This is a genomic window from Bacillus sp. es.036 (assembly GCF_002563635.1).
Classification (GTDB): domain Bacteria; phylum Bacillota; class Bacilli; order Bacillales; family Guptibacillaceae; genus Guptibacillus.
Genome location: NZ_PDIZ01000001.1, coordinates 2,996,978 through 3,019,082 on the forward strand (window position 1 = coordinate 2,996,978; position 22,105 = coordinate 3,019,082).

Below are 22,105 nucleotides of genomic sequence, written 5' to 3' on the forward strand. Positions count from 1 at the left end.
AGTTATTAACAACATTTTCCTTATTTTCTTCTTGCTCTTAGTTTACTCATACTCGTTTCCCCCTTGCAATATGATTTCTGTAATCTGCTGTTTCTTCGTAAAAAAGCGATTGTCCGCCTGTGGTGGACAATCGCTTTGTTTTGTCTTTGGAGGGGGTCAGGTTCCGACCTGACCCCACAAATAACCTTTTTGCTCTAATAATTGTTCATGAGTGCCTTTTTCAATAATCTTCCCTTGATCGAGAGCGATAATTTGATCGGCTCGTTGGATCGTATTTAAACGGTGGGCGATAATAAAGCTCGTTCTACCTTCCATTAACGACCAGAGCGCTTTTTGGATTTGAATTTCCGTTCGCGTATCAATGCTACTTGTTGCTTCGTCGAGGATCAAAATCGCAGGATCGGCAAGTACCGCTCTAGCAATGGAAAGAAGCTGTCTTTGACCGTAACTAATCCCTCCCCCGTCTTGATTCAGCACTGTATCATATCCTTTAGATAATCTTGAAATAAACGTGTGCGCATTGGCTACTCGCGCCGCTTCTTCTACTTCTTCATCCGTTGCATCCAGTCGTCCATAGCGAATGTTTTCACGAACGGTTCCGTTAAACAAAAAGGTATCTTGAAGAACAAAACCCATGTTTTGTCTCAGACTTTCACGCTTCACTTTCGTAACGTCGTGATCATCCACTTCGATTGTGCCCCCATTCAGTTCGTAGAAGCGCATGAGCAGGTTCACAATCGTTGTTTTCCCTGCTCCGGTTGGGCCAATAATCGCAACCGATTCACCTGCTTTTGCTTCAAACGAGAGATTCGTAAGCGTTGCACCATCTTTTTCATAACCAAACGATACGTTTCGAAAGGCAACTTTCCCTTTCACCTGTTGGAGTGACACCGCATCCCCTTCATCCGGCCGCTCTTCTTTCTCATCCAAAATGTTAAAGACGCGCTCCGCACCAGCTACAGCGGATAATATCGTATTAAATTGGTTTGCCAGATCATTCAGCGGTCTTGTAAAAAGACGCGAGTACTGAATGAACGCCACGATGACACCAATTGAAACCAAACCTTTAAGTGACAGCAAACCTCCAGCCGCCGCAATAAGCAAGAAACTAACGTTATTCAGTACGTTCATCAATTTCGGAATAAATCCAGAATACGTCATTGCCCAGAACCCCGACGTTCGTAGCGCTTCATTTTTTTCATCTAATTGTGTTAAGACACGCTTTTCTTGAGAAAAGGATTTAATAATTTGCTGTCCTGATAGCGTCTCCTCAATGACGCTATTCATTTCTCCAAGGTTTCGCTGCTGTTCTTTAAAATAATGCCCAGTTCGATTCGTAATCCACTTCATCCCGAGAAACATAAGGGGAATGATCGTGAACGTGATTAACGTTAAAAGCGGACTTAACCACAACATCAGCCCTACTGTACCAACCAGTGTTAGGACACTAGAGAAGATCTGGATGACCGAACTATTTAACGTACGACTAACATTTTCAATATCGTTTGTTAGTCGACTCATAAGTTCACCGTGCGTTTTCTTATCAAAAAAAGGAATGGGCAGGCGATGAAGATGATGAAACAAATCTTTTCTCATGCGATAAACCGTTTTCTGTGCAATGCCGATCATCCAGAAGTTCTGAAAAAAGGTTGCTGCTGATTGCAACACATAGACGGCGACAAGCCAACCCAGAATCAACGGCAGACCTTCTAACTTACCTGGCACAAGATAGTTATCAATCACTACGCTTGTTAAATAAGGACCAAGCAAACTAAATCCTGAACTAAACACGACCATCACAATGACAAGAAAAAGCCAGCCTTTTTGGATGGATAAATAGCGCCAAATTCGTGCAACTGTTCCCTTCAAATCATCCGGTCGTTTTCGTTTAGAGGGTTTTTTGTTTGAGCTCATGGGCCGCCTCCTCTCCGTACTGAGAAACGTAGATCTCGCGATAAACATCACTTTTTTCAAGAAGATGATCATGGGTTCCTTCTCCGATAATCGCCCCATCCTCGAGGAGAATGATCTTATCCGCTTCTTTAATCGAACTGATTTTCTGAGCAATTAATAAAATCATACTTTCCTGATCCTTAAGTGCTTGTTGCAACTTTGCCTCAGTATTCAGATCAAGAGCACTTGTACTGTCATCGAGAATTAATATTTCCGGATTTCGAATGAGAGCTCTGGCAATGGATAAACGCTGTTTCTGGCCTCCAGAAAGGTTAATTCCTTTTTGTCCAAGAACCGTATCGTACTGATTTGGAAGCGTCAGAATAAACGAATGAATTTGAGCTGCTTTAGCCGCTGTTTCCACTTCTTCTCTGCTTGCATTCTCTTTCCCCCAGCGAATATTATCACCAATGGTACCACTAAAAAGAACCACTTCCTGCGGAACAACGCCAATTCGACTTCTGAGTTCATCCAGGTGAATGGCTGTTTCGTTAACACCATTGAACAAAACGTTTCCTTCAGTCGGTTCATACAACCTTGGAATAAGCTGAATCATGGAAGATTTTCCAGATCCCGTGGCCCCCATGACCCCAATCAGCTGACCTTTTTCTGCCGTAAAATTAAGATCTCTAAGAATATCTTCTTCTGTACCAGGATAGCGGAAGCTGACGTGCTGAAATTCAAGCTTTTCTAATGCGGCTGGCTTAACGCCTGATTCTTTTTCAACATACGTCTCTGTCTGTAACACTTCCTGCATCCGATAAGCAGAAGCTCTTGCTCGTGAGAGAAGCATAAGAATAAACGAAAACATTGTAAGCGCCACTGTAATCCGCGTACCGTATGTAATGATCGCTGAAATTTCACCAACCTGCGCTGTGCCAGCAACAACTTTCACGCCGCCAAACCAGAGGACAGCAACGATCGCAACATTCATAAGAATTAAGAGAACCGGCGTAGCAAGTTCAATTAAACGAAGTGACGTTACCGTTTGACTCATTAAGTTTTCATTGACCTGCTTAAATCTTTGCTGCTCATGCTTACTTCGAAGGTAAGCTTTAATTAGTCTCACCCCAACTAAATTTTCTCTCATCACGCCGTTAACTCGGTCTAGCTTTTCCTGAACTGAACTGAAAAGTGGAACGCCTTTTTTCATGACAAAATAAAGAAAGACAATGACGAGTGGAATCGCAGCGGTTAATAGAAGAGCGAGCTGAACATCTACAACAAAAGCCATAACGACACCACCAACGACAAGCAATGGTGCACGGACCATGATGCGAAGGCCCATAAAAACGACAAGTTGCACCTGGTTGACATCGTTCGTTAGCCTCGTTAACAGAGATGATGTTGGAAAGCGATTAAAGTCTGCAAAAGCAAACGACTGTACTTTTTCAAAAAGCGCTTTTCGTAAATCAAATCCAAAATGCTGACTCACGTAAGAAGCAAGATACGTGTTAATAATTGAAGCGACAAAAGAAATAACGGTAAGAACGATCATCCAAATCCCTAATTCAGTAATCACACTGAGGTTTTCTTTTGCAATTCCGTTATCAATAATATCTGCCATAAACAGCGGCAACCAGAGCTCAACGGCCAATTCAACAAGCATTAAAAGGGCCGCTACAATCGCCGCCACTTTGTAAGGTTTCATAAAGGTTACTACTTTTCGCATGGGATCCTCCCTCTTTGTCCTTCCTTTTCTCTTATTTTTACATTATACAGGATATTTAGGGGCTCGAACAAAAATGAGCTTTTTCACAAAAATGTTAAAAACAATAAAAGCCAGCTCACATCCTGAGCTGGCTACAACCTATGCTTTTTCGCTTTTTGAAACGATCATTTCAAGATCGCCTTCTAATTTACATACTTTCATGGTTGCCGGGATGATCAGATGATCGCCCTGCTTTACAGCATGCGACGATTCGCTAGATGCAATAACGCCTTCTCCACTTAACACACTTACAAGCAAATAACCGTGGTCTTCCTGAAGAGAATATTCCCCATCAAGTTCCCACTTGTATACTGTGAAATACTCCGAAGACACAAGCTCTACCTGCTTCAATCCGTCTTCTTCTGTTACAACAGGTGAAAATGGCGGATCTTCATGGGGAATCGTCGATACGTCAATCGAACGTTCAATATGAAGCTCGCGTGTATTTCCATTCGCGTCGGTTCGATCATAATCATACACACGGTACGTTGTATCTGAACTTTGCTGCGTTTCAAGAATCATCGTTCCTGCACCGATTGCATGGATGGTTCCACTTGGTACAAAATAAAATTCACCTGGTTCAATTGAAATGCGGCGCAGCAAGTTATCCCAATCCCCAGCTGCAATCATCTCTTTGAACGATTCTTTTGACTGTGCGTGATGGCCAAAAATTAATTCAGAGCCCGGATCACAATCAATAATGTACCAGCATTCTGTTTTTCCGTAAGCCTCTCCCTCGACTTCTCTCGCATACGAATCATCAGGATGAACTTGAACGGAAAGATCCTGATCAGCATCAAGAATTTTAACTAAAAGTGGAAAGTGTTCGCCCTCTTCATGGCCAAATAGTTCACGATGACTTTCCCAAACCTCACTTAATTTCTTTCCAGCAAGCGGACCATTACGCACTTCACTTGCACCATTTTGGTGAGCTGAAATCCCCCAGCATTCACCAGTCGTTTCAGTTGGAATCGTATACCCAAAAACATCTCGTAGCTTCGTTCCACCCCAAAGACGATCCTTAAATTCGGGTGTTAGAAAAAGTGGTTCATGTTGATACATGTATCTTCCTCCTACTCTTTTTTCAGTTTCTCATCATCAAATTTTTGCCGTCCATGCATCGCCGCCCCAATAATGCCAGCTTTATCATGGAGCTGAACGGGTTCGATCGCGATTTTCCCACGGAGTTCTTCATATACATAGGCATCGACTTTTTTTCGTAACATCGGTAAAATCATGTCTTTTGCCTGCATCACGCCGCCGCCGAGAATAAAGATTGACGGATCAACAGTATGAACAAGATTCGCAATCCCGATGGCCAGGGCATCCACTGCTTCTTCTATAATCGCGAGGGCTTCCTCATTCTCTTCTTTAGCAAGTTGAAACACATCTTCTGCTCCTAAAGTTTTGCCTAGTCTCGCCTTTCCTTCTCGTGCAATTGATGTACCTGAAGCAAGCGCTTCAAGGGATCCAGCGTTCATATTCGCATGCTTCTGACCACCAGGCTGGATAATCATATTACCAATCTCCGCGCTATAACCATGTTCGCCTTGCATCAGGCGATTATTTTGCACGTAGCCGCCACCAACGCCAGTGCTTACTGTTATGTAAAAAGTGCTTTCTCTACCCTTTCCCCCGCCATATAATGCTTCACCGAGCGCAGCGGCATCAGCGTCATTGACGAGATATGCGGGGATGCCGATTGCTTCTTCAATCATTGCGGTAATAGGCACATCTTTCCATCCAGGGAGATTAGGTGGGGACACCACGATTCCATCAAATGGATTTAAAGGTCCTGGTGAACCAATCCCAATGGAAACCGCTGAATACGCTTTTTTCACTTCTTTTATTAAATTAGTCATTCGCTCAATAATGAATTCATAACCTTGATCGGCTTCTGTCGCTATTTGTTTCACTTGCAGAATCCGTCCGTTCTCATCGACAATCCCAACACGAAGATTTGTACCGCCAAGGTCTACTCCGATATACACGTTTTCCATTTCTCTACCTCCCTATCATTCTTTCTTATATCCTACCACGAATCCTTTTGTTAGAAGGAGTTGAACAAAAAAAGTGATAGAATCTACAAGTTTTCTTATGAAAGAACAAATAAAATCTAATGCGATTATTGTCATTTTTAAGAAAATTCTTCCTAATCTCCCAACCCTCTGCTAAACTAAGAATAAAACGACACAAATCGGGTGACTTCAATGGTTTTTGACGGCATTTTAGTAGCAATTCTCGTCGGGTATTTAAGAAAAGGAAGTTTAAAAGGCTTTGCTTATCTCTCATTTCGAGCTGGATGGATCTTTCCATTGCTGCTTGTCATTGAGGTTCTTATCTTTTCCTTTCAATCTACCTACGCATGGATTGGAAAACTAAGCGCACCGCTCTTTATGCTGATTTACATCGTCGGACTAACATTTCTTTGGTTAAATCGAAAAATGAACATTGGGATCATGATTCTTTTCATCGGTGTTCTATTAAATTTCATCGTAATGGCTCTAAACGGAGGAAGAATGCCTGTATCTCTCGAATCAGCGAATATTCTTGATCCTGCTTACGCAGAAGCTATCAAAAATGGTCTTTACGGAAAACATGCTGTGTTGACCGATCGCACTGCCCTCTGGTTTCTCGGTGACGTAATTCCAATTACGGACCCTTATCCAAAAGATCAAGTGATTAGTATTGGTGACGTTATCATGAATATTGGTATTTTTATTTTCATCCAGCGCGTTATGGTTAAGACCAAACATCCAGAAACCCTCATCCAAACGCCAGCGCCTCAAAAAGGAACTTGAAAGGAGGTGGACATTAATGGAACGGAAAGAGGGAATTAAACTAACAGGCATCCTTACGAATATTGCAATTATTACTACTGCTGTTATCGCACTAACTTCTGGATTTAAATTGGTTTAATCACAAAGGAGAGGCACTGCTTCTCCTAAAAAACTAAATTTAAATGAGAGTGATCGAGACATGAAGGGCATCTTTCAGAAATTAACTAATGTTGTAAGCGTATATCTTGCACTCGTTTCTATCGCGGGAAGTTCACTCTTCCTCACTCAGTACTTACTGACATTTCATTCGATTAACTGGAGTCTGGCCTTCACGTTCGTAGCGGCAATCTTATTATTGAATCATTATACGATCCTGTTGCCACCAAGCGGTAACTCGTTATCGATGGATTCAGCGATCTACCTGGCAGTCCTATTTGTATTCGGTCTCCACATGACGCTATCCCTTTTGCTTGTCACTTCGATCATCTATGCTTTATACAACAAAAACGTTGTCTGGTGGAAACACCTATTTAATTTTGCGATTTATAGCATCATGATCATCGGTGCATATGAAGTTTTTATGCTCTCCGGTGAATTAAGCGGCATGCTAACATTCTTCAACGTTGCCTCTTATATGTTTTCTCTGGTCGTGTACTTTAGTTTAAATGTGCTCTTAATCGGGGTTTTCTTCCTTTTATCCGCATCTGAAAACTTATATCAAATTGTGCAAGGCATGTTGAAAGAAACGATATCAAGTTATTTCATTACGCTTGGTCTTTCCTTGATTCTCGTTTTATTAATGCAACAACAGGTCATTCTTGGCATGCTATTGTTTTTATCCGTAGCTGTCGTGCTATCCGTTTCGTTTAAACAGTATTTTGAACTTTATCAAGAAGTTTCACAGAAAGCAGATATCGATCATCTCACTGAGCTATACAATCACGGTTATTTCAAGTCACTTTTAGAGGATGAAATAAAAACTGCAAAAGCCACAGGACAACCTTTATCCATCGGTTTAATCGACCTTGATGATTTCAAAAAATACAATGATCAGCACGGTCATTTACAGGGCGACAGACTGTTAAAACACTTCGGTGCCGAACTAAAAAGGAATGCGAAAGACGTGTTTACAGCCGCTCGATATGGCGGAGAAGAATTTGCGCTATTAATGCCGGGAAAAACAGAACGGGAAGCGTATCACATCATCAACCATCTTCGAAAAGAAGTAAACGACCACTATTTTGAAGGTGTTGAAGTTCTTCCACACGGCTGCTTATCTTTCTCAGCGGGCGTTATTCAGTACAATCGGGACATGTATGATTCGTCGGAAGTTCTTGAGAAGGCAGATCAAGCGATGTATTTTTCTAAAACAAAAGGGAAAAACAACGTTTGTATTTATGATGCGAATCACGTTCTTTCCAAAACGTTTTACAACCATAAAGAAATGGAACTTCTAGAGCAACAATTGAAAATTTTTCTATCCAAAGATGTTTATACGTACAAACATAGTAAACGAGTTCATGAGTATGCAATTGAGTTCAGCAATCGTTTGAATTTGAATGCAAATGATCAGAAAACCCTCGTAATGGGTGCCTTAATTCACGATATCGGGAAGCTTGAAATTCCTCGTGAAATTATCAACAAAAAAGGCAAGCTGACGAAAGACGAATGGGAAATGGTTCAGAAGCACGTTACCTGGGGCAGAGAAATTGTGTCGACAAATCGCCAACTCCACGACCTTCTCCCGCTCGTCGAACTGCACCACGAACGTTTTGATGGAAAAGGTTATCCTTATGGATTAAGCGGTGAAGAGCTTCCAAAACTTGTACGCATGTTAACGATTATTGATTCGTTTGATGCCATGACAACCGAACGTCCTTACCAAAAAACAAAATCGATCAGCGAAGCGATTGATGAGCTAGAAAAATGTGCGGGTACTCAGTTTGATCCCGAACTCGTCCATGAATTTATCAAAGTCATTAATGAGAATCCCGCTCTTAATGAGAAGCCGATTCAGATTACGATTTAAATAAGCGAATGCCGAGGCATTCGCTTATGTTTACTGCTGAAAAGGCATTAACTGTTACCTAATACCTACCTTTCATGCTTGTCTTAACTAATTGAGAAAGGAAAGCAGCCTGCTCCCCTTTGCAACAAATATGTAACCATAACGAGGCCATTACCACATAGGCTCGTCACAATCAGTAACATGATAAAAGAACGGTAAAATACCGATCGTAACAACTGCCATTGCAAGCTCAACCGCCAAAATAACGAAAAGCGAAACGTCAAATGCTAGCATCGGTAGCCAGAGTACCGCCACAATACTCGGAATCACAGCCAGGTTATTCCGAGTCCTGCAAGTAGGGTACTGTTTACTTCCACAAGACGGACAGCAATCGTATTTTTTAAAGTTAACGACTGCTCGAAAGGTTTCTTTCCACGTCCATTTTGTTTGACATTGCTGACAGGTAGCCATCTCTAATCCCCCCTACTCTTTATACGAGTATCGCTTATAATGGGTTTCAAGTTGGAAAAAAGCTGACCGAATGGGCTCAGCTTTTTGCGAATAATATTAGTTTTGTACATCCTCTTCTAACTCAGCAAGGGTATGAATCATAATTTTAATGGCATCTCGAATACTCGTAAACGGAAAACCGGTGTGTGCCGAATGATGAAGCGTCATCTCAAAAGTAGGTGGCACATGAACAAATCCTGCAGGAATCGTAAGGTCTTTTTGTTCAAGCGCATACAGCACGCTATACATGACGTTATTGCAAAGGTAGGTTCCAGCAGTATTGGAAATTTCGGCAGGGATGCCATTTTGCATGAGCGCATCCGTCATCTTTTTAATAGGAAGCGTGGAAAAATAAGCGGCTGGACCTCCCTCAACAATCGGTTGGTCTTCAGGGGCGTGTCCCGTGTTATCTTCTACACTGTCATTCACGTTAATCGCAATACGTTCTGGTGTAATTTTTGTCCGATCCGCAGCGAGTCCAAGCATAATCACTGCAACCGGATCACACTGTTCAACATACTCAATCAGCATTTCTGCCGCTCGTTCATAATCGACAGGCAGCACGCGCGAAATAATTTCAAACCCACCAATCGTTTCTTCATCCAATTCCATGACAATCTGTTCGGTTGGGTTATGACGATGCTCAAGAAAAGGTTCAAATCCAGTTAACAATAAAGGTTTCACTCCACTCTCCCCTTTCGCTTTAAACCAGTCTTGGTGAAGATACAAAACTTCTACATTACCTTTCTATAACCTTATTTCAAGAGATTTAACCTAGAAATTTTAGTAAATTTTTACCATCACCACCACAAGTGATATTGAAAAGTTCTTTACGTTCTAAAAAGGGATTTAATATAAAATCACGAACCTCTGTCGTATAGAGCTTATCTAAACAAAAGGAGGCAACACCGTATGTCTTTTTCAAAACTTGTTTTCACGCCACTCAGTTACACCGGCTGGGGGGCACTTGAACAGCTTTTACCTGAAGTAGAGAAGCACTCTCCGGAGCGTATTCTTGTTGTTACTGATCCGGTTTTAAACGATATCGGTCTTGCTGATCGTGTTCGGATACCATTGGAAGAGATAGGATATTCAGTACATATTTATACCGAAACTGTACCAGAGCCACCGCTTGCCATCGGTGAAAAGCTCGTCAATTATACGCGAGAAAATGCATATGATCTCGTTATCGGCCTTGGCGGAGGAAGTGCATTAGATCTCGCCAAATTAACGGCCGTTTTATCGGCACATGAAGGTTCTGTTGGAGATTATCTCAATTTATCAGGAAACCGAGAGATTACAGACAAAGGCCTCCCTAAAATACTAATCCCTACAACGGCAGGAACTGGTTCTGAAGTAACCAATATCGCGGTGCTCTCTCTTGAAAGCTCAAAAGATGTCGTTACACACGACTATCTACTTGCAGATGCAGCGATTGTTGACCCTGAACTAACCATTTCCGTTCCTGCAAAGGTAACCGCGGCAACAGGTGTTGATGCCCTTACCCATGCGGTTGAAGCTTACGTCTCGGTCAACGCAAGTCCGACGACAGATGGACTTGCGCTACAAGCAATCCGGCTAATTAGCCGCTCCATTAGACGTGCTGTTACGAATGGAGAAGATCGAGAAGCACGTATCGATATGAGTAACGGAAGCTATATGGCCGGTCTTGCTTTTTTTAATGCAGGAGTGGCAGGCGTCCATGCACTCGCCTATCCACTTGGCGGTCAGTTTCACATTGCTCATGGAGATTCCAATGCGGTGTTGCTTCCATATGTGATGGGATATATTCGAAAAAGCTGTACAAAGCGAATGGGAGACATTTTGAACGCGCTGGGCGGTAATTCTCAATTTCTTTCAGAAGAGGAAGCTTCCTATGAATGCGTTCGCCAATTAGAAAGACTCGTTCAAGATGTCGGCATTCCAAGTACACTTAGCGGGTTTGATATTCCAAGTTCAGCACTTGAATCACTCACTGAAGACGGTCTGAAACAGAAAAGACTTCTTGCCAGAAGCCCGCTTCCTCTTTACGAAGCCGATATTCGCGCGATCTATCAATCTGCTTTCAATGGGAAGGTTGTAGAAGCGTCACTTGCCAATATTCAACACCCTTAATATCAATCATGAAAGCCCGCTACTTAAGCGGGCTTTCATGATTGATAATCCTATTGTTAGGGAACATCACTTAAAACGGAAATAGGTGGTGTCATACTTGGGTTACTTCTTATTACTTATTCTTTCTCTTGCGATCATGATCTTTCTTATAAGAGTTCCGCTAACCGATCGCTTTCCTCCAGCGATTCGCAAAATGGGCGTGATCTTCCTTGCGTTAATCTCGCTTGTCTTTCTCGCCTTATTAATTGCTTCTTTTATAGGTTGATCGAAAAGGCGAAAGTGTCCGCTTGAGGTGGACACTTTCGCCTTTTTTGTTTGTGAGAGGGGTCAGGTTCGAACCTGACCCCCTCTACGCTACCACTTTAATAGACTACAGCATTCGTTAAATCAACGTAATCCACTTCTTCTCGGCTGTCAATCAACCATTTCCCTCCGCTTTTCACAAGTTTATAGTGAAAACCACTTGAGGTAACTTCCGTCTTTACGTTGCTTTCACCTCTCTCATGATTCGCTGAATCCATCGTAACAAGAACGTCGATTTCTGCTTTCTTTCCAGATGAATCGATAAATAGGCTGTCGAGATCAAAGGCTGCCTCCACAACCTCTCCAGTAAAAGCGGCATTATTTTCTTTCACTGATCGGAAGCGTTCGTCAAAATACGATTGAAGCTCTGGGGTTAGGTTTGAAAAGTAATCTGTTTCAAGATTTTCATAGGCATAGACCCAGTCATTTAAGTACGTATTAACAGCGGAAATGATCAGATCTGTTTCATCTTGATTCTGCACCACTTCTGGCTGATCAGCAGCTACTTCCTTTTCGATCACGGCAGGTTCGCGATAGTCGATCGAAAAGAACGGAGCTTCTCCTTCAAAATGAACGGAAGGGCTTTTCACGACGCCTGCTTCAAACGTTTTCTCTGCATGCATAACAACAGATCCGTCCGTTGGATAAGGACCAATTTCTCCGGTATCACCTACCGCGATGCCCGTGTCTTTTCCATTTATAAATAAGCGAGCATCTTCGTAGTTCGAATCTGGCATCACAAACGCGCCATTAACAGGCAAATCAACCTGCACAGTTTCCTCAGATGGAACGAGTTCGATCTCCGCTTCTCCACGCATCGTGTACCCTTCATTTTCTAATTTTGTTTCAAAATGATAGCTCCCTGGCAGAAATGGCCCGATTTTTTTACCATCTTCTCCAATCGTTCCGCTCTCTTCTTTATTAATGAAAAGCGTTGTTTTATTGAATTGTGTTCCTACCTCTACATAGATCGGTGTAGGAGCGATTCCATAATCCTTAAATAGATAAAAAACCTTCCCATCTTCCATTAACGTCATTTGAAGGAGCAAGCTTTCGTTCGGTTTGATAAGCGTATGATCGCTTAAGCTTCTAGCCTGTCTCTCCAAATCTTGAACAAGAAGCGTTCGTTGGTCAGGGTGATCTTTCAAAAGCGAAACAAAACTCGCAAGTTCAGCTTCCTGGGAAAGCAATGGATTTGTGTCAGGAATGAACTTCCCGATCGCCTCGTAATCCTCTTCCAAAAGCGCATCGCGAAACCGCTCCACTGTTCGCTCAGGAGATGTTACCCATTTTAACGTTAGAAAACTACCAATTAAGACAAGGAGTATCCCTCCAATGATTGCTCCCCATAAAAGACCTCTCGATTTGTTTAATGGCGTTTCCCTCGTTCTTGCGACTTTCTGTCCGCACTTGACGCAAAACGTTCCGGCCTCGCTCCTCTTACACTGATTGCACCAATTCATCTTCCCACCTCCGCCCATTATTCCAAATCATATGGGAGAGATTTCTATTTATGACTGCTATTCCAAATCGATTTTTAACATGATTTAGAACTTTTATCATATCTATGAAAAGGTCGAGAAAAGCACTCGTTCGCCTCTGTCCTATAAAGAGCGAACAGCTGAAGGAGGAGAAGGCATGTCAGATCTACAAACGAAAATAGGCGGAGGTTTGTCAAAACTTCAAGATGGCCTAAACCAAGGAAAAACGAAACTCCAAACGGCACAGGAAGTTTCACAGTTAAAGAAGCATGCAAGTGATGCTGCTTCAAATCGCATGAAAGTCATTAACCAGCTTGGAGAGCTAACTTATCGCCTCCTTCGAAAAGGAGAAATCCAGCATTCTGATTTAACAGAACAAGTTGAGCGCCTTCTTCCATACGACCTGGAACTTTATCAAGCGAATCGTGCCCTCAGCCAAATGAAAAAAGAAGCAAGTGAACACGTTTGCGAATGCGGAGCCCCCATTCAAGTAGAGGATACGTTTTGTGGAAGCTGTGGAAGCAAAGTCCTGATAGCAGAACCCCCTCAAGCGCTCGCAACGCAACCGTGTGAAATGTGTAAGGAAGAAGTACTTGAGTCTGCTCAATTCTGCGGTTGTTGCGGTTTAAAAAACGGCTAGGAGGTGGTAATCATCACGTACTGTACAACATGTGGCAACGAGGTTAGCGACAATTACTGTCCTTTTGATGGGACTTTTCAGCTTCATGCAGAGACTCCAAGCATTACTTCGGGCGCCAAACCAAAATTTTGTTCAGATTGCGGTACAGAGAATAGCAATCACGAGCAATATTGTTTGCAGTGTGGTTCTTTTCAACTTCCCCTCGTCCCTTTTAAAGCGGAACGCACCCAGGAAAAGGTGGCGACGTCTCATACGATTCCCGATCTCAGCAGTATCAATAAAAGATTGGCCATACTCTGCGCCTTTCTTGCCTTTCTAGCGGTTGGCATCATGTCTTTCGTGGTATCAGAAGGGTTTCAGCAGCAAGCCGCTTCCTTTCAACAAACCCTAAATGAGCTCGAGGTTGGGCCGACAGAAGTCGTAAACGATTTTTATTATAACTACGGTACTGAAAACCCGCCATTAACCGATCCCTTCGTTGGAATGACCGATTATTGGATGGCAGCTCATCTCCTTAATTCAACACTTTCCTTCAATTTAACAGAAGCTGGTGAGCGATTTGGAGGAGACCTCGAGCTTCAGTCTGGCCTGCTAATCCTGCTTTTACTGCCCCTTATTTCGCTACTGATTGCGGGATACTTGTATGGGCGTAGAGCTTCAGGAACGTTTCAACACTATTGGGTATCTTCGCTTTTAATCGGACTTGTTTATGGCGTGCTAACGGCACTGATCGCTCTAATCGCAGGATTCCAATTCGATGCTTCAGCACAAGATAGCGGTATGGTTGCAAGTTTGGCGATCGAAAACAACTATCCGTTCATAAAAGCTTTCTTTGCTGCATTTTTCCTAGGGACAATCTTTTCGTTTATTGGTAGTTTGTATGGAAGTGGTACGATGAAACAACTAACTTCTTCTCCACTAAAAGAAGGCATCAGAACGATCACATTCGGAATCATGCTCTCCTCTACAGTGATTATTCTGTTACTCTATCGTTTCATGTCTGACGCTAACCCTTTTCTTAGCTTTGATGATATTCCTGGAACCTATTTTCTAATCATCGCGTTTCAAGGCGGTTTTCTTCTATGGAATACGCTCAACCTTTCTTCTCTTACGTTAGATATGAACATACTAGATGAGAAACTGCAGGTGATGTATTCTGCTCTTGGCGGGATAAAAATGGAAACAAATGATCCTTTTTCACTCTTTAGCTTCCTATCAAGTAATCCAGGTAACTTAAAACTCTATATGATCATCGGGTTGCTCATCCCAATTGGTTTATTCATATGGGCAGGATACAGGCTAAATCAGGGAGGCACTATTCAGCTTCATCGGATTGTCGTCTTTGGTTTGCTATACGCTTTTATGATGTCTTTACTAACTGCTGGTTTAAATACTGGATTCACATTTAAATTAGATTTCTCAGCTAGGGAATTTCAAGACATGACAGACGTACCATTTCTTTTTATTGGTTCCTCCGCCATCGCGACATTCTTCAAATGCTTTATCTTCTCAACACTTCTCGCCATTTGTGGCGCTTATTTGAAGAAACGGAAAGTGGGTTGAGCGAGCGTCCGCTGTGGGTGGACTTTTGAGGTTTTTTGTTTGCGAAGGGGGTCAGGCTCGAGCCTGACCCCCTTCACTCCTTTCACTTCTCTACCTCACCAACACCGCGTTCCGCACATACGTAACGCCTTCTACCTCAACTTCCTGATACACCCATTCATCTGTATATGTCATAAATTCGAGGCCTTCTTCAGTGAGAAGCACCGTGTCTTCTGACTTTACACCAGGCAATGAAGGATTCCATGCGTAGGCTTGATTCACGACAATCTTGTTTGGTGTGTCTGGATTCGCGAGAAATTCGCGCGAATTAAATCCGGTTAATCCACCCTGATGAAGAAGTTTCCAATCTTCCGGGAAGCCTTGCTTATCGTACTCCGCAATTCCGGCTTGGATCACTTCCCCTGCCGTTGCGCCCACTTTCGTCGCATGATTCATCACGCTATCAATCCTTGCAACCGCAGCGCTATGCTGACGCAATTCTTCTGGCTGTTCGCCAAAGTAAACGAGTCTCGTAACGTTTGCGACAAGGCCTGCTTCTTCCGCACAAATGACAATCATCGCATGACGTTCAAGCTTCTTCTGAGTTGGAATCGGGTGGCGATAGCGATAGATCCGCTCATCTGTCGCAACGAGAAGCACCTGAATCGACATCCCACCTGCAAGTATTTTCGCTGCAAGATGCGCTTCAATTTCTTTTTCCGTTTGACCTGGCTCAATTTCACGGCACGTCTCTTCTACCGCTTTTGCAGCTTTTTGACAGAGATTACGGTACAGTTCACGCTCATCAGCCGACAAGATCGAGCGATACTTTCCAAGCACTTCATCCACTACATCCCAGTCGCCATAAGGCATGTCAGCTGCCATCCGCAGTCCAGCCGTTACCGATTCAATTAAATCTTCAGCTGGTTTGTACCAATCATCAGACAGCACTTCAAAAGAAAACGAAAGATCGGCACATTCTTCTTCCACAATACGGCGCTCTTCCATTTTCGACGTAACAAGATACGCCTGCTCACGCGTAATAATCCAGTCAGCCACACCTGCTTCCATCGTCTGAACGATGTAATTCGTATTCCCTCCTGTGATCCAAGAGAAATTGTTCCGCCTTCTAAGTAAGACCCCATCATAACCCTGTTCTTCTAAAAATAAACGTACCTTCTCAATACTCATGACTGATCTCCATACCCTTCAGGATGATTTTGATGCCAGCTCCACGCGTGCGCCACAATTTGCGAAAGCTCTGGATAGACCGGCTTCCACCCAAGTACATTCATCGCTTTGGAAGAAGAAGCAATCAACGTTGCTGGATCTCCAGCGCGACGCGGCGCTACTTCTGCTTTAATGGATTTCTCCGTCACACTACGACACGTATCAATCACTTCTTTCACCGTAAATCCTTTGCCATTGCCAAGGTTATAAACACCGCTCTCATTCGTTTCTTTCATCTTTTTCAACGCAAGATAGTGAGCCTGCGCAAGGTCAAGCACGTGAATATAATCACGGACACATGTGCCATCTTTCGTATCATAGTCATTACCGAAAATCGATACTTTCTCACGCTGACCAAGCGCCGCCTGAAGGACGATTGGAATGAGATGAGACTCCGGTTGATGATCTTCCCCAATTTTCCCTTCTGGATCTGCACCAGCTGCATTAAAGTAGCGAAGCGAAGTTGATTTTAAGCCGTAAGCATCGTCACACCAGCGCAACATTTTCTCAATCGCAAGCTTCGTCTCTCCATACGGATTTGTTGGATTCGTCACATCTTCCTCTTCAATCGGCGTTCTTTCTGGATTTCCGTAAGTGGCCGCTGTTGATGAGAACACGATGTATTTCACATCATGTTCAACGAGTTTTGATACAAGTGCATGAGAACCCGCTACGTTGTTTCGATAGTATTCAAGCGGATTTGTCACGCTTTCTCCAACAAGTGAACTCGCAGCAAAGTGAATCACAGAATCAATGTCGTGATCCGCGAAGATTTGATCGATCACTTTTCCATCTGTTAAATCTCCTTTATACAAAGGAACGTTAAGCACAGCTTGTTCATGTCCTTTTGTTAAATTATCGAGTACGACAACATCTTCATTTTGCTCTCTTAAATACATAACCGTATGGCTACCGATATATCCGGCACCACCAGTGACTAAAATCGCCATATTTTCCCCTCCGTATCAATCATTAATCGTCGAATGCTATCGTTATTTCCCGGAAAATACTAATTAAGCTTTAACACATATGAACCAAGCGGTGCAATTGTCATTTCTCCACGATATTCCTCGTGTGAAACCGCATCGATCCACGTACCGTCTGGAAGTGTGAGCGTACCATCATGATCAGTCGAATGGTTTACAACAGATAAAAATATCGCTCCATCTTCTCCAGTACGCGTAACAGCTTCCACGTTTTCACTTGAACGAATCGTCGTTACATCATTTGCTTTGAAAACTTCTCCATAAAGAGCATCCATCATCTCTTCTTCAAGAGCCGATCCGATGTAGTACACCGTACCTTTTCCATACTGATTTTTCGTAATAGCCGCTGTTTTTTCATAGAAACAGTCGCGATATTCAGCAAGAACTTCCGCGGTTTTCGGCTCAACGAGATCGCACCAGATGGAAGCGACAGAGTTCACACCTTTCAGCGCTCCCTGCACCCCTTCAACCTCATTGTTTTGACCAAGCTGAAGCGATTCATATTCATTAATTTCAACACCCGCGAGCTCACGTAGTGCGCCTGGAAGCGTATCTTCTACGACAAAATTGTTCTGTTCTTTCACCCCTGCGCGATAAGAAAGAATCACGGTGCCACCTTGCTCCGCAAAGCGTGAGATTTTCTCATTAACTGCTGGATCGGTTAGGAAATAAACCGGTACAACAAGCACTTTATATCCGTCAAGATTGCTTTCTTTTGTTACGATGTCCGTCATCGCGTTCATGCGATGGGCAGGACTGTAGAACCGAAGGAACTCTTGCTTGTATTCAAACGCATTGCTTTGTGGCTGAATGCCCCACGCCCAGGCGTTTTCAACATCATAATAAACCGCTACATTCGCACCATATTTCGATGCAATCCACTCATCTCCAAACACGCTCAGGGAATCGATCACTTCTTTTACTTCATTGTATTTGCGCTTTGGTTTTCCATCATGGTCAAGAACGCCGTGACAAAACTCTTCCGTTCCAAAACGAGCGGCGCGCCAGCGGAAGTACACAATTGCTTCAGCTCCGCGAGCAATCGCCTGATACGTCCAAAGCTTAATATGGCCTGGACGAGGCAAGTAACCGATGCGGCTCCAACCTTGCGCTCCTGAAAGTTCTTCCATCACCCAGAAGCCTTTCCCATCTTTTGAAGAGCGACAAAGATCATGCTGATGCGCAATTGCAGCTGGCGCAATTGGTTCAGGTAAGCCGCCCCACACCGGATAGTTATCGAACGAAATAAAATCAAGCTCTTTTGACATATCCCACTGATTAATGGCCTGATCGGTGTACACAAAGTTATGCGTAATCCACTGATCAGAGCGAATATGCTTTCGAAGAAGATCAGTTTGAAGCTTATTGTAAGATGTATACGCATCTGCACAGAAACGATCAAAATCGAGAAGCAAGCTTGGATTATGCTCCTGGAACACTTTACGTGGCACAGGAATTTGCGACCACGATGTATAGGTTTGACTCCAGAAGACGGTGCCCCACGCTTCGTTTAACGCATCTAACGTTTCATATTTTTGCTGTAGCCAAATTTGAAAAGCCTGCTGATCGACATCGCCATAGCTACGATCCGATTTTTCATGACCGTATTCATTGTCTACTTGCCAACCGATAATCCCTTCATGCCGACCGTAGCGCTTCGCCATTTCATCTACAATTTTCGCAGAAAACTGACGGTACACTTCACTGTTTACTGTATAGTGACGTCTTGCTCCAAAGGAAATAACGGTACCATTCGGATCGACAGGTAAAATTTCTGGATACGTTTCACACATCCAGGCAGGTGGTGTCGCTGTCGGTGTTCCAAGCACCACCTTAATCCCGTTCTTAGTCATCAAGTCAATCGCTTCATCATAAAGCGCGAAATCATACATCCCTTCCTCAGGTTCCATCAGTTGCCAACCGAATTCAGCGATGCGCACAACATTCACACCAAGTTCTTTCATTAATCGCACGTCTTCTGTCCAGCGCTCTTTCGGCCACTGTTCCGGGTAATAATCGACACCTACATACATTGTGTTAGCTCCTTTTGCCGTTTTGTAGTTTAGATTTAATGTGAAAAGAAGCTCGCCAGAATCGGCAAGCTCTTATTGGTTTAAATGAGTGTTAAGCGCGTCCGTAAATCGGTCAAATGCTTCCTGACCTGATGCCGTTCGTTTAAAGACCCCAGCATGACTTAAAATATCTGAGAAGATCAGTCCAATCTCATCACGCAACCGCCTCTGTACATTGGAAGAGTCCAGGTCCGGATATTTTTCAAGAAGGGTTTTCGCCCATTCAACATGCTTGTTAATCCGCTCATCACGTTCGATTTGGTTTAACGGATTTTCACCGCTGAGAGATTCACCAAGTAAATAAAGTTCTTCTTGTAGTCGACCTGGAAGCACAGCAAGTCCCATCACTTCAATTAAACCGATGTTTTCTTTCTTAATATGATGCACCTCCGCATGTGGATGAAAAAGTCCCATCGGGTGCTCTTTTGTTGTGCGGTTGTTTCGTAGCACAAGATCAAGCTCATAGAAGTCGCCATTCCGTCGAGCGATCGGAGTGATTGTGTTATGCGGCTCTTCGTCTGTAAACGCAAGAACTTCAGCACGCTCATCGCTATATCCCTTCCAGAATTGAAGAATCGCATGGGCAACTTCACCAAGCTCTTCGCGATCGGTGCTTTGGAGACGTAATACCGACATCGGCCACTTTACAATGCCAGCTGTGACATTCGGATAAGCTGACAAGACAACTGAGCGCTCCATCTCTGCTTTTGCCATCGGGAAGTCATGCTTTCCTCCCTGAAAATGATCATGACTTAAAATCGAACCGCCAACGATTGGCAGATCCGCGTTTGAGCCAATAAAATAGTGTGGAAACTTACCAACAAATTCAAGCAGGCGATCAAACGTGCCTCGAGAAATCTTCATTGGTTCATGTTCACCATACAAAACTATCGCATGCTCGTTGTAATAAACGTATGGAGAATACTGCAAATACCACTGCTTCTCTTCAAGCGTGACAGGAATCATCCGAAGGTTTTGCCGGGCTGGATGATTGATTCGCCCCGCGTAGCCTACGTTCTCTTTACAAAGCAAGCATTCAGGATAGCCGCTTGACTTCATCGTTTTCGCAGCCGCAATGGCTTTCGGATCCTTCTCTGGTTTGGAAAGGTTAATAGTGATTTCCAACTCACCATATGCCGTTTTCGTTAGCCATTCCTCGTTTTTCGCAATGCGATCCGTACGAATGTAGTGCACATCTTTTGAATAGTGATAAAAGTTAGCCGTTGCTGCTTCAGGGCCATCATGTTTATAAGTGGTTTCAAATTTCTCAATCACGCCTGATGGTCTCTCTGTTAAGCAACCCATGATTTTCGTATCCAACAAATCACGATAAGTCACCGTATTTTCAACGAGTCTTCCGTTTTCATAAGCCCACTCTAAAATTTCATCTAAAATGGTAACGGGGCTGTCAGGGATTTGCGAAGGAACGGCGCTTGGATCGCTCTCTTCAAGTTGTAGCACTTCAAGAATTTGATTTCGTACGTATGATAAATCCCACTCATGAATCAGATGCTTATTCAATCCATATTGGAGGAGACGGTTAATCTCTTTGTCGATGCTTCTCATGGTTTCTCTCCACTCCTCTCCAGACTTAAAACGCTTCCGAAAGCTGATTGATTTCTCTTGCTCCTGCACCTATTTCCACAACGTAAAATTCAGGTGTTAAACCCGTTTTCTCTTTATAGGTTTTCGCAACATTTGTTTGGAACGAATCCAAAAATTGATTTTCCACAATGCTAATTGTACAGCCGCCAAACCCTGCTCCTGTCATCCGCGAGCCGATGACACCTTCTTCTGCCCACGCAGCTTCAACTAAAGCATCAAGCTCAAGACCCGTTACTTCATAATCATCACGCAAGGAAACGTGCGACTCATTCATTAATTGACCGAATGCGTCAAATTCGCCAGCTTTTAGCCTTTTGGCTGCTTCAATCGTACGAACGTTTTCATAAACCGCATGCTTCGCTCGTTTCTGATCAATCGGATTTGTAATGTGCTGCTTATTTGCTTCAAATGTTTCAACCGTCAGATCACCAAGTGACTCAATCTGAAGATGCTCCTGAAGCTGACTCAATGCACGTTCACATTCAGAACGGCGCTCATTATATTTTGAATCCGCTAGCCCTCTTCGTTTATTTGTATTCGAGATAACAAGCGAAGCATTTTCAAGAACAACCGGGCTGTAGGTATATTCAAGCGTGTTGCAATCAAGAAGGACAGCCGCATCTTCTTTCCCCATCCCAATTGCAAATTGGTCCATAATCCCACAGTTCACGCCAACAAACTCATTTTCCGCACGCTGACTCATTTTCACCATTTCAACCATCTCAAGATGAAGGTCATTTAATTCATTTAATAAGACGGCCGTCGCTAGTTCGATGGATGCCGATGAAGATAATCCAGCTCCATTTGGAATATTGCCAAAGTAAAGCACGTCAAATCCGCTCACCGCATATCCTGAATCTTTCATAATTGAGACAACGCCTTTTGGATAGTTCGCCCAGTCATCTTTCTCATCATAGATGAGCTCTTTCAGATCGACGGTTATGACGCCCTGATTTTCAAAATTCATGGAATAAAAACGAACGAAGGAATCTTCTCGTTTTCTTGCAACTGCATAAGTCCCAATACTAAGCGAGCACGGAAAAACGTGGCCCCCATTATAATCCGTATGTTCGCCAATTAAATTGACGCGCCCTGGCGAGAAGAAGCTTCTAATCTCGCCACCTTCTCCATACACCTTACGAAATTGTGCATTTAGCGATTTCATTTTT

18 protein-coding genes are annotated in these 22,105 nt (G+C 43.3%); 6 read left to right on the top strand and 12 right to left on the bottom strand.

Going from position 1 to position 22,105, the window contains the following annotated elements; genetic code table 11:
* Window positions 1-156 precede the first annotated feature (156 nt).
* The 4 genes from ATG70_RS15205 to ATG70_RS15220 form a co-directional block, all read right to left on the bottom strand.
* Entirely contained in the window at window positions 157-1,914 is a 1,758-nt protein-coding gene (locus ATG70_RS15205; RefSeq protein ID WP_098445112.1) for an ABC transporter ATP-binding protein, read from the bottom strand.
* Window positions 1,889-3,625 carry an ABC transporter ATP-binding protein gene (locus ATG70_RS15210; RefSeq protein WP_098445113.1) on the bottom strand — a complete coding sequence of 579 codons (1,737 nt, stop codon included), beginning with the start codon at window positions 3,623-3,625 and terminating at the stop codon, window positions 1,889-1,891. The genes ATG70_RS15205 and ATG70_RS15210 overlap by 26 nt, the downstream gene beginning before the upstream one ends.
* A gap of 138 nt (window positions 3,626-3,763) precedes the next feature.
* Window positions 3,764-4,726, bottom strand: a complete 963-nt coding sequence (gene manA, locus ATG70_RS15215; RefSeq protein WP_098445114.1) for a mannose-6-phosphate isomerase, class I — start codon at window positions 4,724-4,726, stop codon at window positions 3,764-3,766.
* Window positions 4,727-4,737: 11 nt separating this feature from the next.
* Window positions 4,738-5,664: an ROK family protein gene (locus ATG70_RS15220; protein ID WP_098445115.1), complete on the bottom strand. Its 927-nt coding sequence runs from the start codon at window positions 5,662-5,664 to the stop codon at window positions 4,738-4,740.
* 210 nt (window positions 5,665-5,874) lie between these two features.
* On the opposite strand from ATG70_RS15220, the gene ATG70_RS15225 reads away from it, so the two are divergent.
* Complete coding sequence (locus ATG70_RS15225; protein WP_098445116.1) at window positions 5,875-6,465, top strand: DUF5317 domain-containing protein; 591 nt, start codon at window positions 5,875-5,877, stop codon at window positions 6,463-6,465.
* A 178-nt stretch (window positions 6,466-6,643) separates the two neighbouring features.
* The gene (locus tag ATG70_RS15230; RefSeq protein WP_098445117.1) at window positions 6,644-8,473 is read left to right on the top strand and encodes a bifunctional diguanylate cyclase/phosphohydrolase; all 1,830 of its coding nucleotides are present in this window, start codon (window positions 6,644-6,646) and stop codon (window positions 8,471-8,473) included.
* 150 nt (window positions 8,474-8,623) lie between these two features.
* Here the strand turns inward: ATG70_RS15230 and ATG70_RS15235 are convergent, their stop codons facing one another.
* Both ATG70_RS15235 and pcp read right to left on the bottom strand, forming a co-directional pair.
* The gene (locus ATG70_RS15235) at window positions 8,624-8,923 is read right to left on the bottom strand and encodes a TIGR04104 family putative zinc finger protein (RefSeq protein ID WP_098445118.1); all 300 of its coding nucleotides are present in this window, start codon (window positions 8,921-8,923) and stop codon (window positions 8,624-8,626) included.
* A 96-nt stretch (window positions 8,924-9,019) separates the two neighbouring features.
* Window positions 9,020-9,646, bottom strand: a complete 627-nt coding sequence (gene pcp / locus ATG70_RS15240; protein WP_098445119.1) for a pyroglutamyl-peptidase I — start codon at window positions 9,644-9,646, stop codon at window positions 9,020-9,022.
* Window positions 9,647-9,874: 228 nt separating this feature from the next.
* On the opposite strand from pcp, the gene ATG70_RS15245 reads away from it, so the two are divergent.
* Together ATG70_RS15245 and ATG70_RS22575 are read left to right on the top strand one after the other, a co-directional pair.
* Window positions 9,875-11,077: an iron-containing alcohol dehydrogenase gene (locus ATG70_RS15245; protein ID WP_098445120.1), complete on the top strand. Its 1,203-nt coding sequence runs from the start codon at window positions 9,875-9,877 to the stop codon at window positions 11,075-11,077.
* Window positions 11,078-11,174: 97 nt separating this feature from the next.
* Window positions 11,175-11,342, top strand: a complete 168-nt coding sequence (locus ATG70_RS22575; RefSeq protein ID WP_159785234.1) for a hypothetical protein — start codon at window positions 11,175-11,177, stop codon at window positions 11,340-11,342.
* A 97-nt stretch (window positions 11,343-11,439) separates the two neighbouring features.
* Here the strand turns inward: ATG70_RS22575 and ATG70_RS15250 are convergent, their stop codons facing one another.
* Entirely contained in the window at window positions 11,440-12,843 is a 1,404-nt protein-coding gene (locus ATG70_RS15250) for a zinc ribbon domain-containing protein (protein ID WP_098445121.1), read from the bottom strand.
* A gap of 175 nt (window positions 12,844-13,018) precedes the next feature.
* On the opposite strand from ATG70_RS15250, the gene ATG70_RS15255 reads away from it, so the two are divergent.
* Together ATG70_RS15255 and ATG70_RS15260 are read left to right on the top strand one after the other, a co-directional pair.
* Window positions 13,019-13,501, top strand: coding sequence for a zinc ribbon domain-containing protein (locus ATG70_RS15255; RefSeq protein ID WP_098445122.1), 483 nt, complete (start codon window positions 13,019-13,021; stop codon window positions 13,499-13,501).
* A 330-nt stretch (window positions 13,502-13,831) separates the two neighbouring features.
* Window positions 13,832-15,064, top strand: coding sequence for a hypothetical protein (locus ATG70_RS15260; protein WP_142329587.1), 1,233 nt, complete (start codon window positions 13,832-13,834; stop codon window positions 15,062-15,064).
* 90 nt (window positions 15,065-15,154) lie between these two features.
* On the opposite strand, the gene ATG70_RS15265 is transcribed toward ATG70_RS15260, so the two are convergent.
* The 5 genes from ATG70_RS15265 to ATG70_RS15285 all read right to left on the bottom strand — a co-directional run bounded on the left by ATG70_RS15265 (window position 15,155) and on the right by ATG70_RS15285 (window position 22,101).
* A complete protein-coding gene (locus tag ATG70_RS15265; RefSeq protein ID WP_098445124.1) occupies window positions 15,155-16,234 on the bottom strand; it encodes a M24 family metallopeptidase in 1,080 nt (359 codons plus the stop codon).
* Window positions 16,231-17,223 (bottom strand): UDP-glucose 4-epimerase GalE, encoded by a 993-nt coding sequence (gene galE / locus ATG70_RS15270; protein ID WP_098445125.1) that lies wholly within the window; start codon window positions 17,221-17,223, stop codon window positions 16,231-16,233. Before galE ends, ATG70_RS15265 begins: the two co-directional genes overlap by 4 nt.
* Window positions 17,224-17,282: 59 nt before the next feature.
* Window positions 17,283-19,292, bottom strand: coding sequence for a beta-galactosidase (locus ATG70_RS15275; RefSeq protein ID WP_098445126.1), 2,010 nt, complete (start codon window positions 19,290-19,292; stop codon window positions 17,283-17,285).
* Window positions 19,293-19,364: 72 nt separating this feature from the next.
* Complete coding sequence (gene galT / locus ATG70_RS15280; protein ID WP_098445127.1) at window positions 19,365-20,897, bottom strand: UDP-glucose--hexose-1-phosphate uridylyltransferase; 1,533 nt, start codon at window positions 20,895-20,897, stop codon at window positions 19,365-19,367.
* A 25-nt stretch (window positions 20,898-20,922) separates the two neighbouring features.
* Window positions 20,923-22,101 (bottom strand): galactokinase, encoded by a 1,179-nt coding sequence (locus tag ATG70_RS15285; protein ID WP_098445128.1) that lies wholly within the window; start codon window positions 22,099-22,101, stop codon window positions 20,923-20,925.
* Between the last annotated feature and the right edge of the window lie 4 nt (window positions 22,102-22,105).

Excerpts from the sequence above, each read along its gene's own strand:
- ATG70_RS15285 (WP_098445128.1), bottom strand. The coding sequence starts at position 22,101 with ATGAAATCGCTAAATGCACAATTTCGTAAGGTGTATGGAGAAGGTGGC.
- ATG70_RS15210 (WP_098445113.1), bottom strand. The coding sequence starts at position 3,625 with ATGCGAAAAGTAGTAACCTTTATGAAACCTTACAAAGTGGCGGCGATT.
- ATG70_RS15260 (WP_142329587.1), top strand. The coding sequence starts at position 13,832 with ATGTCTTTCGTGGTATCAGAAGGGTTTCAGCAGCAAGCCGCTTCCTTT.
- ATG70_RS15230 (WP_098445117.1), top strand. The coding sequence starts at position 6,644 with ATGAAGGGCATCTTTCAGAAATTAACTAATGTTGTAAGCGTATATCTT.
- ATG70_RS15220 (WP_098445115.1), bottom strand. The coding sequence starts at position 5,664 with ATGGAAAACGTGTATATCGGAGTAGACCTTGGCGGTACAAATCTTCGT.
- ATG70_RS15265 (WP_098445124.1), bottom strand. The coding sequence starts at position 16,234 with ATGAGTATTGAGAAGGTACGTTTATTTTTAGAAGAACAGGGTTATGAT.
- ATG70_RS15255 (WP_098445122.1), top strand. The coding sequence starts at position 13,019 with ATGTCAGATCTACAAACGAAAATAGGCGGAGGTTTGTCAAAACTTCAA.
- ATG70_RS15250 (WP_098445121.1), bottom strand. The coding sequence starts at position 12,843 with ATGAATTGGTGCAATCAGTGTAAGAGGAGCGAGGCCGGAACGTTTTGC.
- galE (WP_098445125.1), bottom strand. The coding sequence starts at position 17,223 with ATGGCGATTTTAGTCACTGGTGGTGCCGGATATATCGGTAGCCATACG.
- galT (WP_098445127.1), bottom strand. The coding sequence starts at position 20,897 with ATGAGAAGCATCGACAAAGAGATTAACCGTCTCCTCCAATATGGATTG.
- ATG70_RS15245 (WP_098445120.1), top strand. The coding sequence starts at position 9,875 with ATGTCTTTTTCAAAACTTGTTTTCACGCCACTCAGTTACACCGGCTGG.
- ATG70_RS15235 (WP_098445118.1), bottom strand. The coding sequence starts at position 8,923 with ATGGCTACCTGTCAGCAATGTCAAACAAAATGGACGTGGAAAGAAACC.
- manA (WP_098445114.1), bottom strand. The coding sequence starts at position 4,726 with ATGTATCAACATGAACCACTTTTTCTAACACCCGAATTTAAGGATCGT.
- ATG70_RS15225 (WP_098445116.1), top strand. The coding sequence starts at position 5,875 with ATGGTTTTTGACGGCATTTTAGTAGCAATTCTCGTCGGGTATTTAAGA.
- ATG70_RS15275 (WP_098445126.1), bottom strand. The coding sequence starts at position 19,292 with ATGTATGTAGGTGTCGATTATTACCCGGAACAGTGGCCGAAAGAGCGC.
- ATG70_RS15205 (WP_098445112.1), bottom strand. The coding sequence starts at position 1,914 with ATGAGCTCAAACAAAAAACCCTCTAAACGAAAACGACCGGATGATTTG.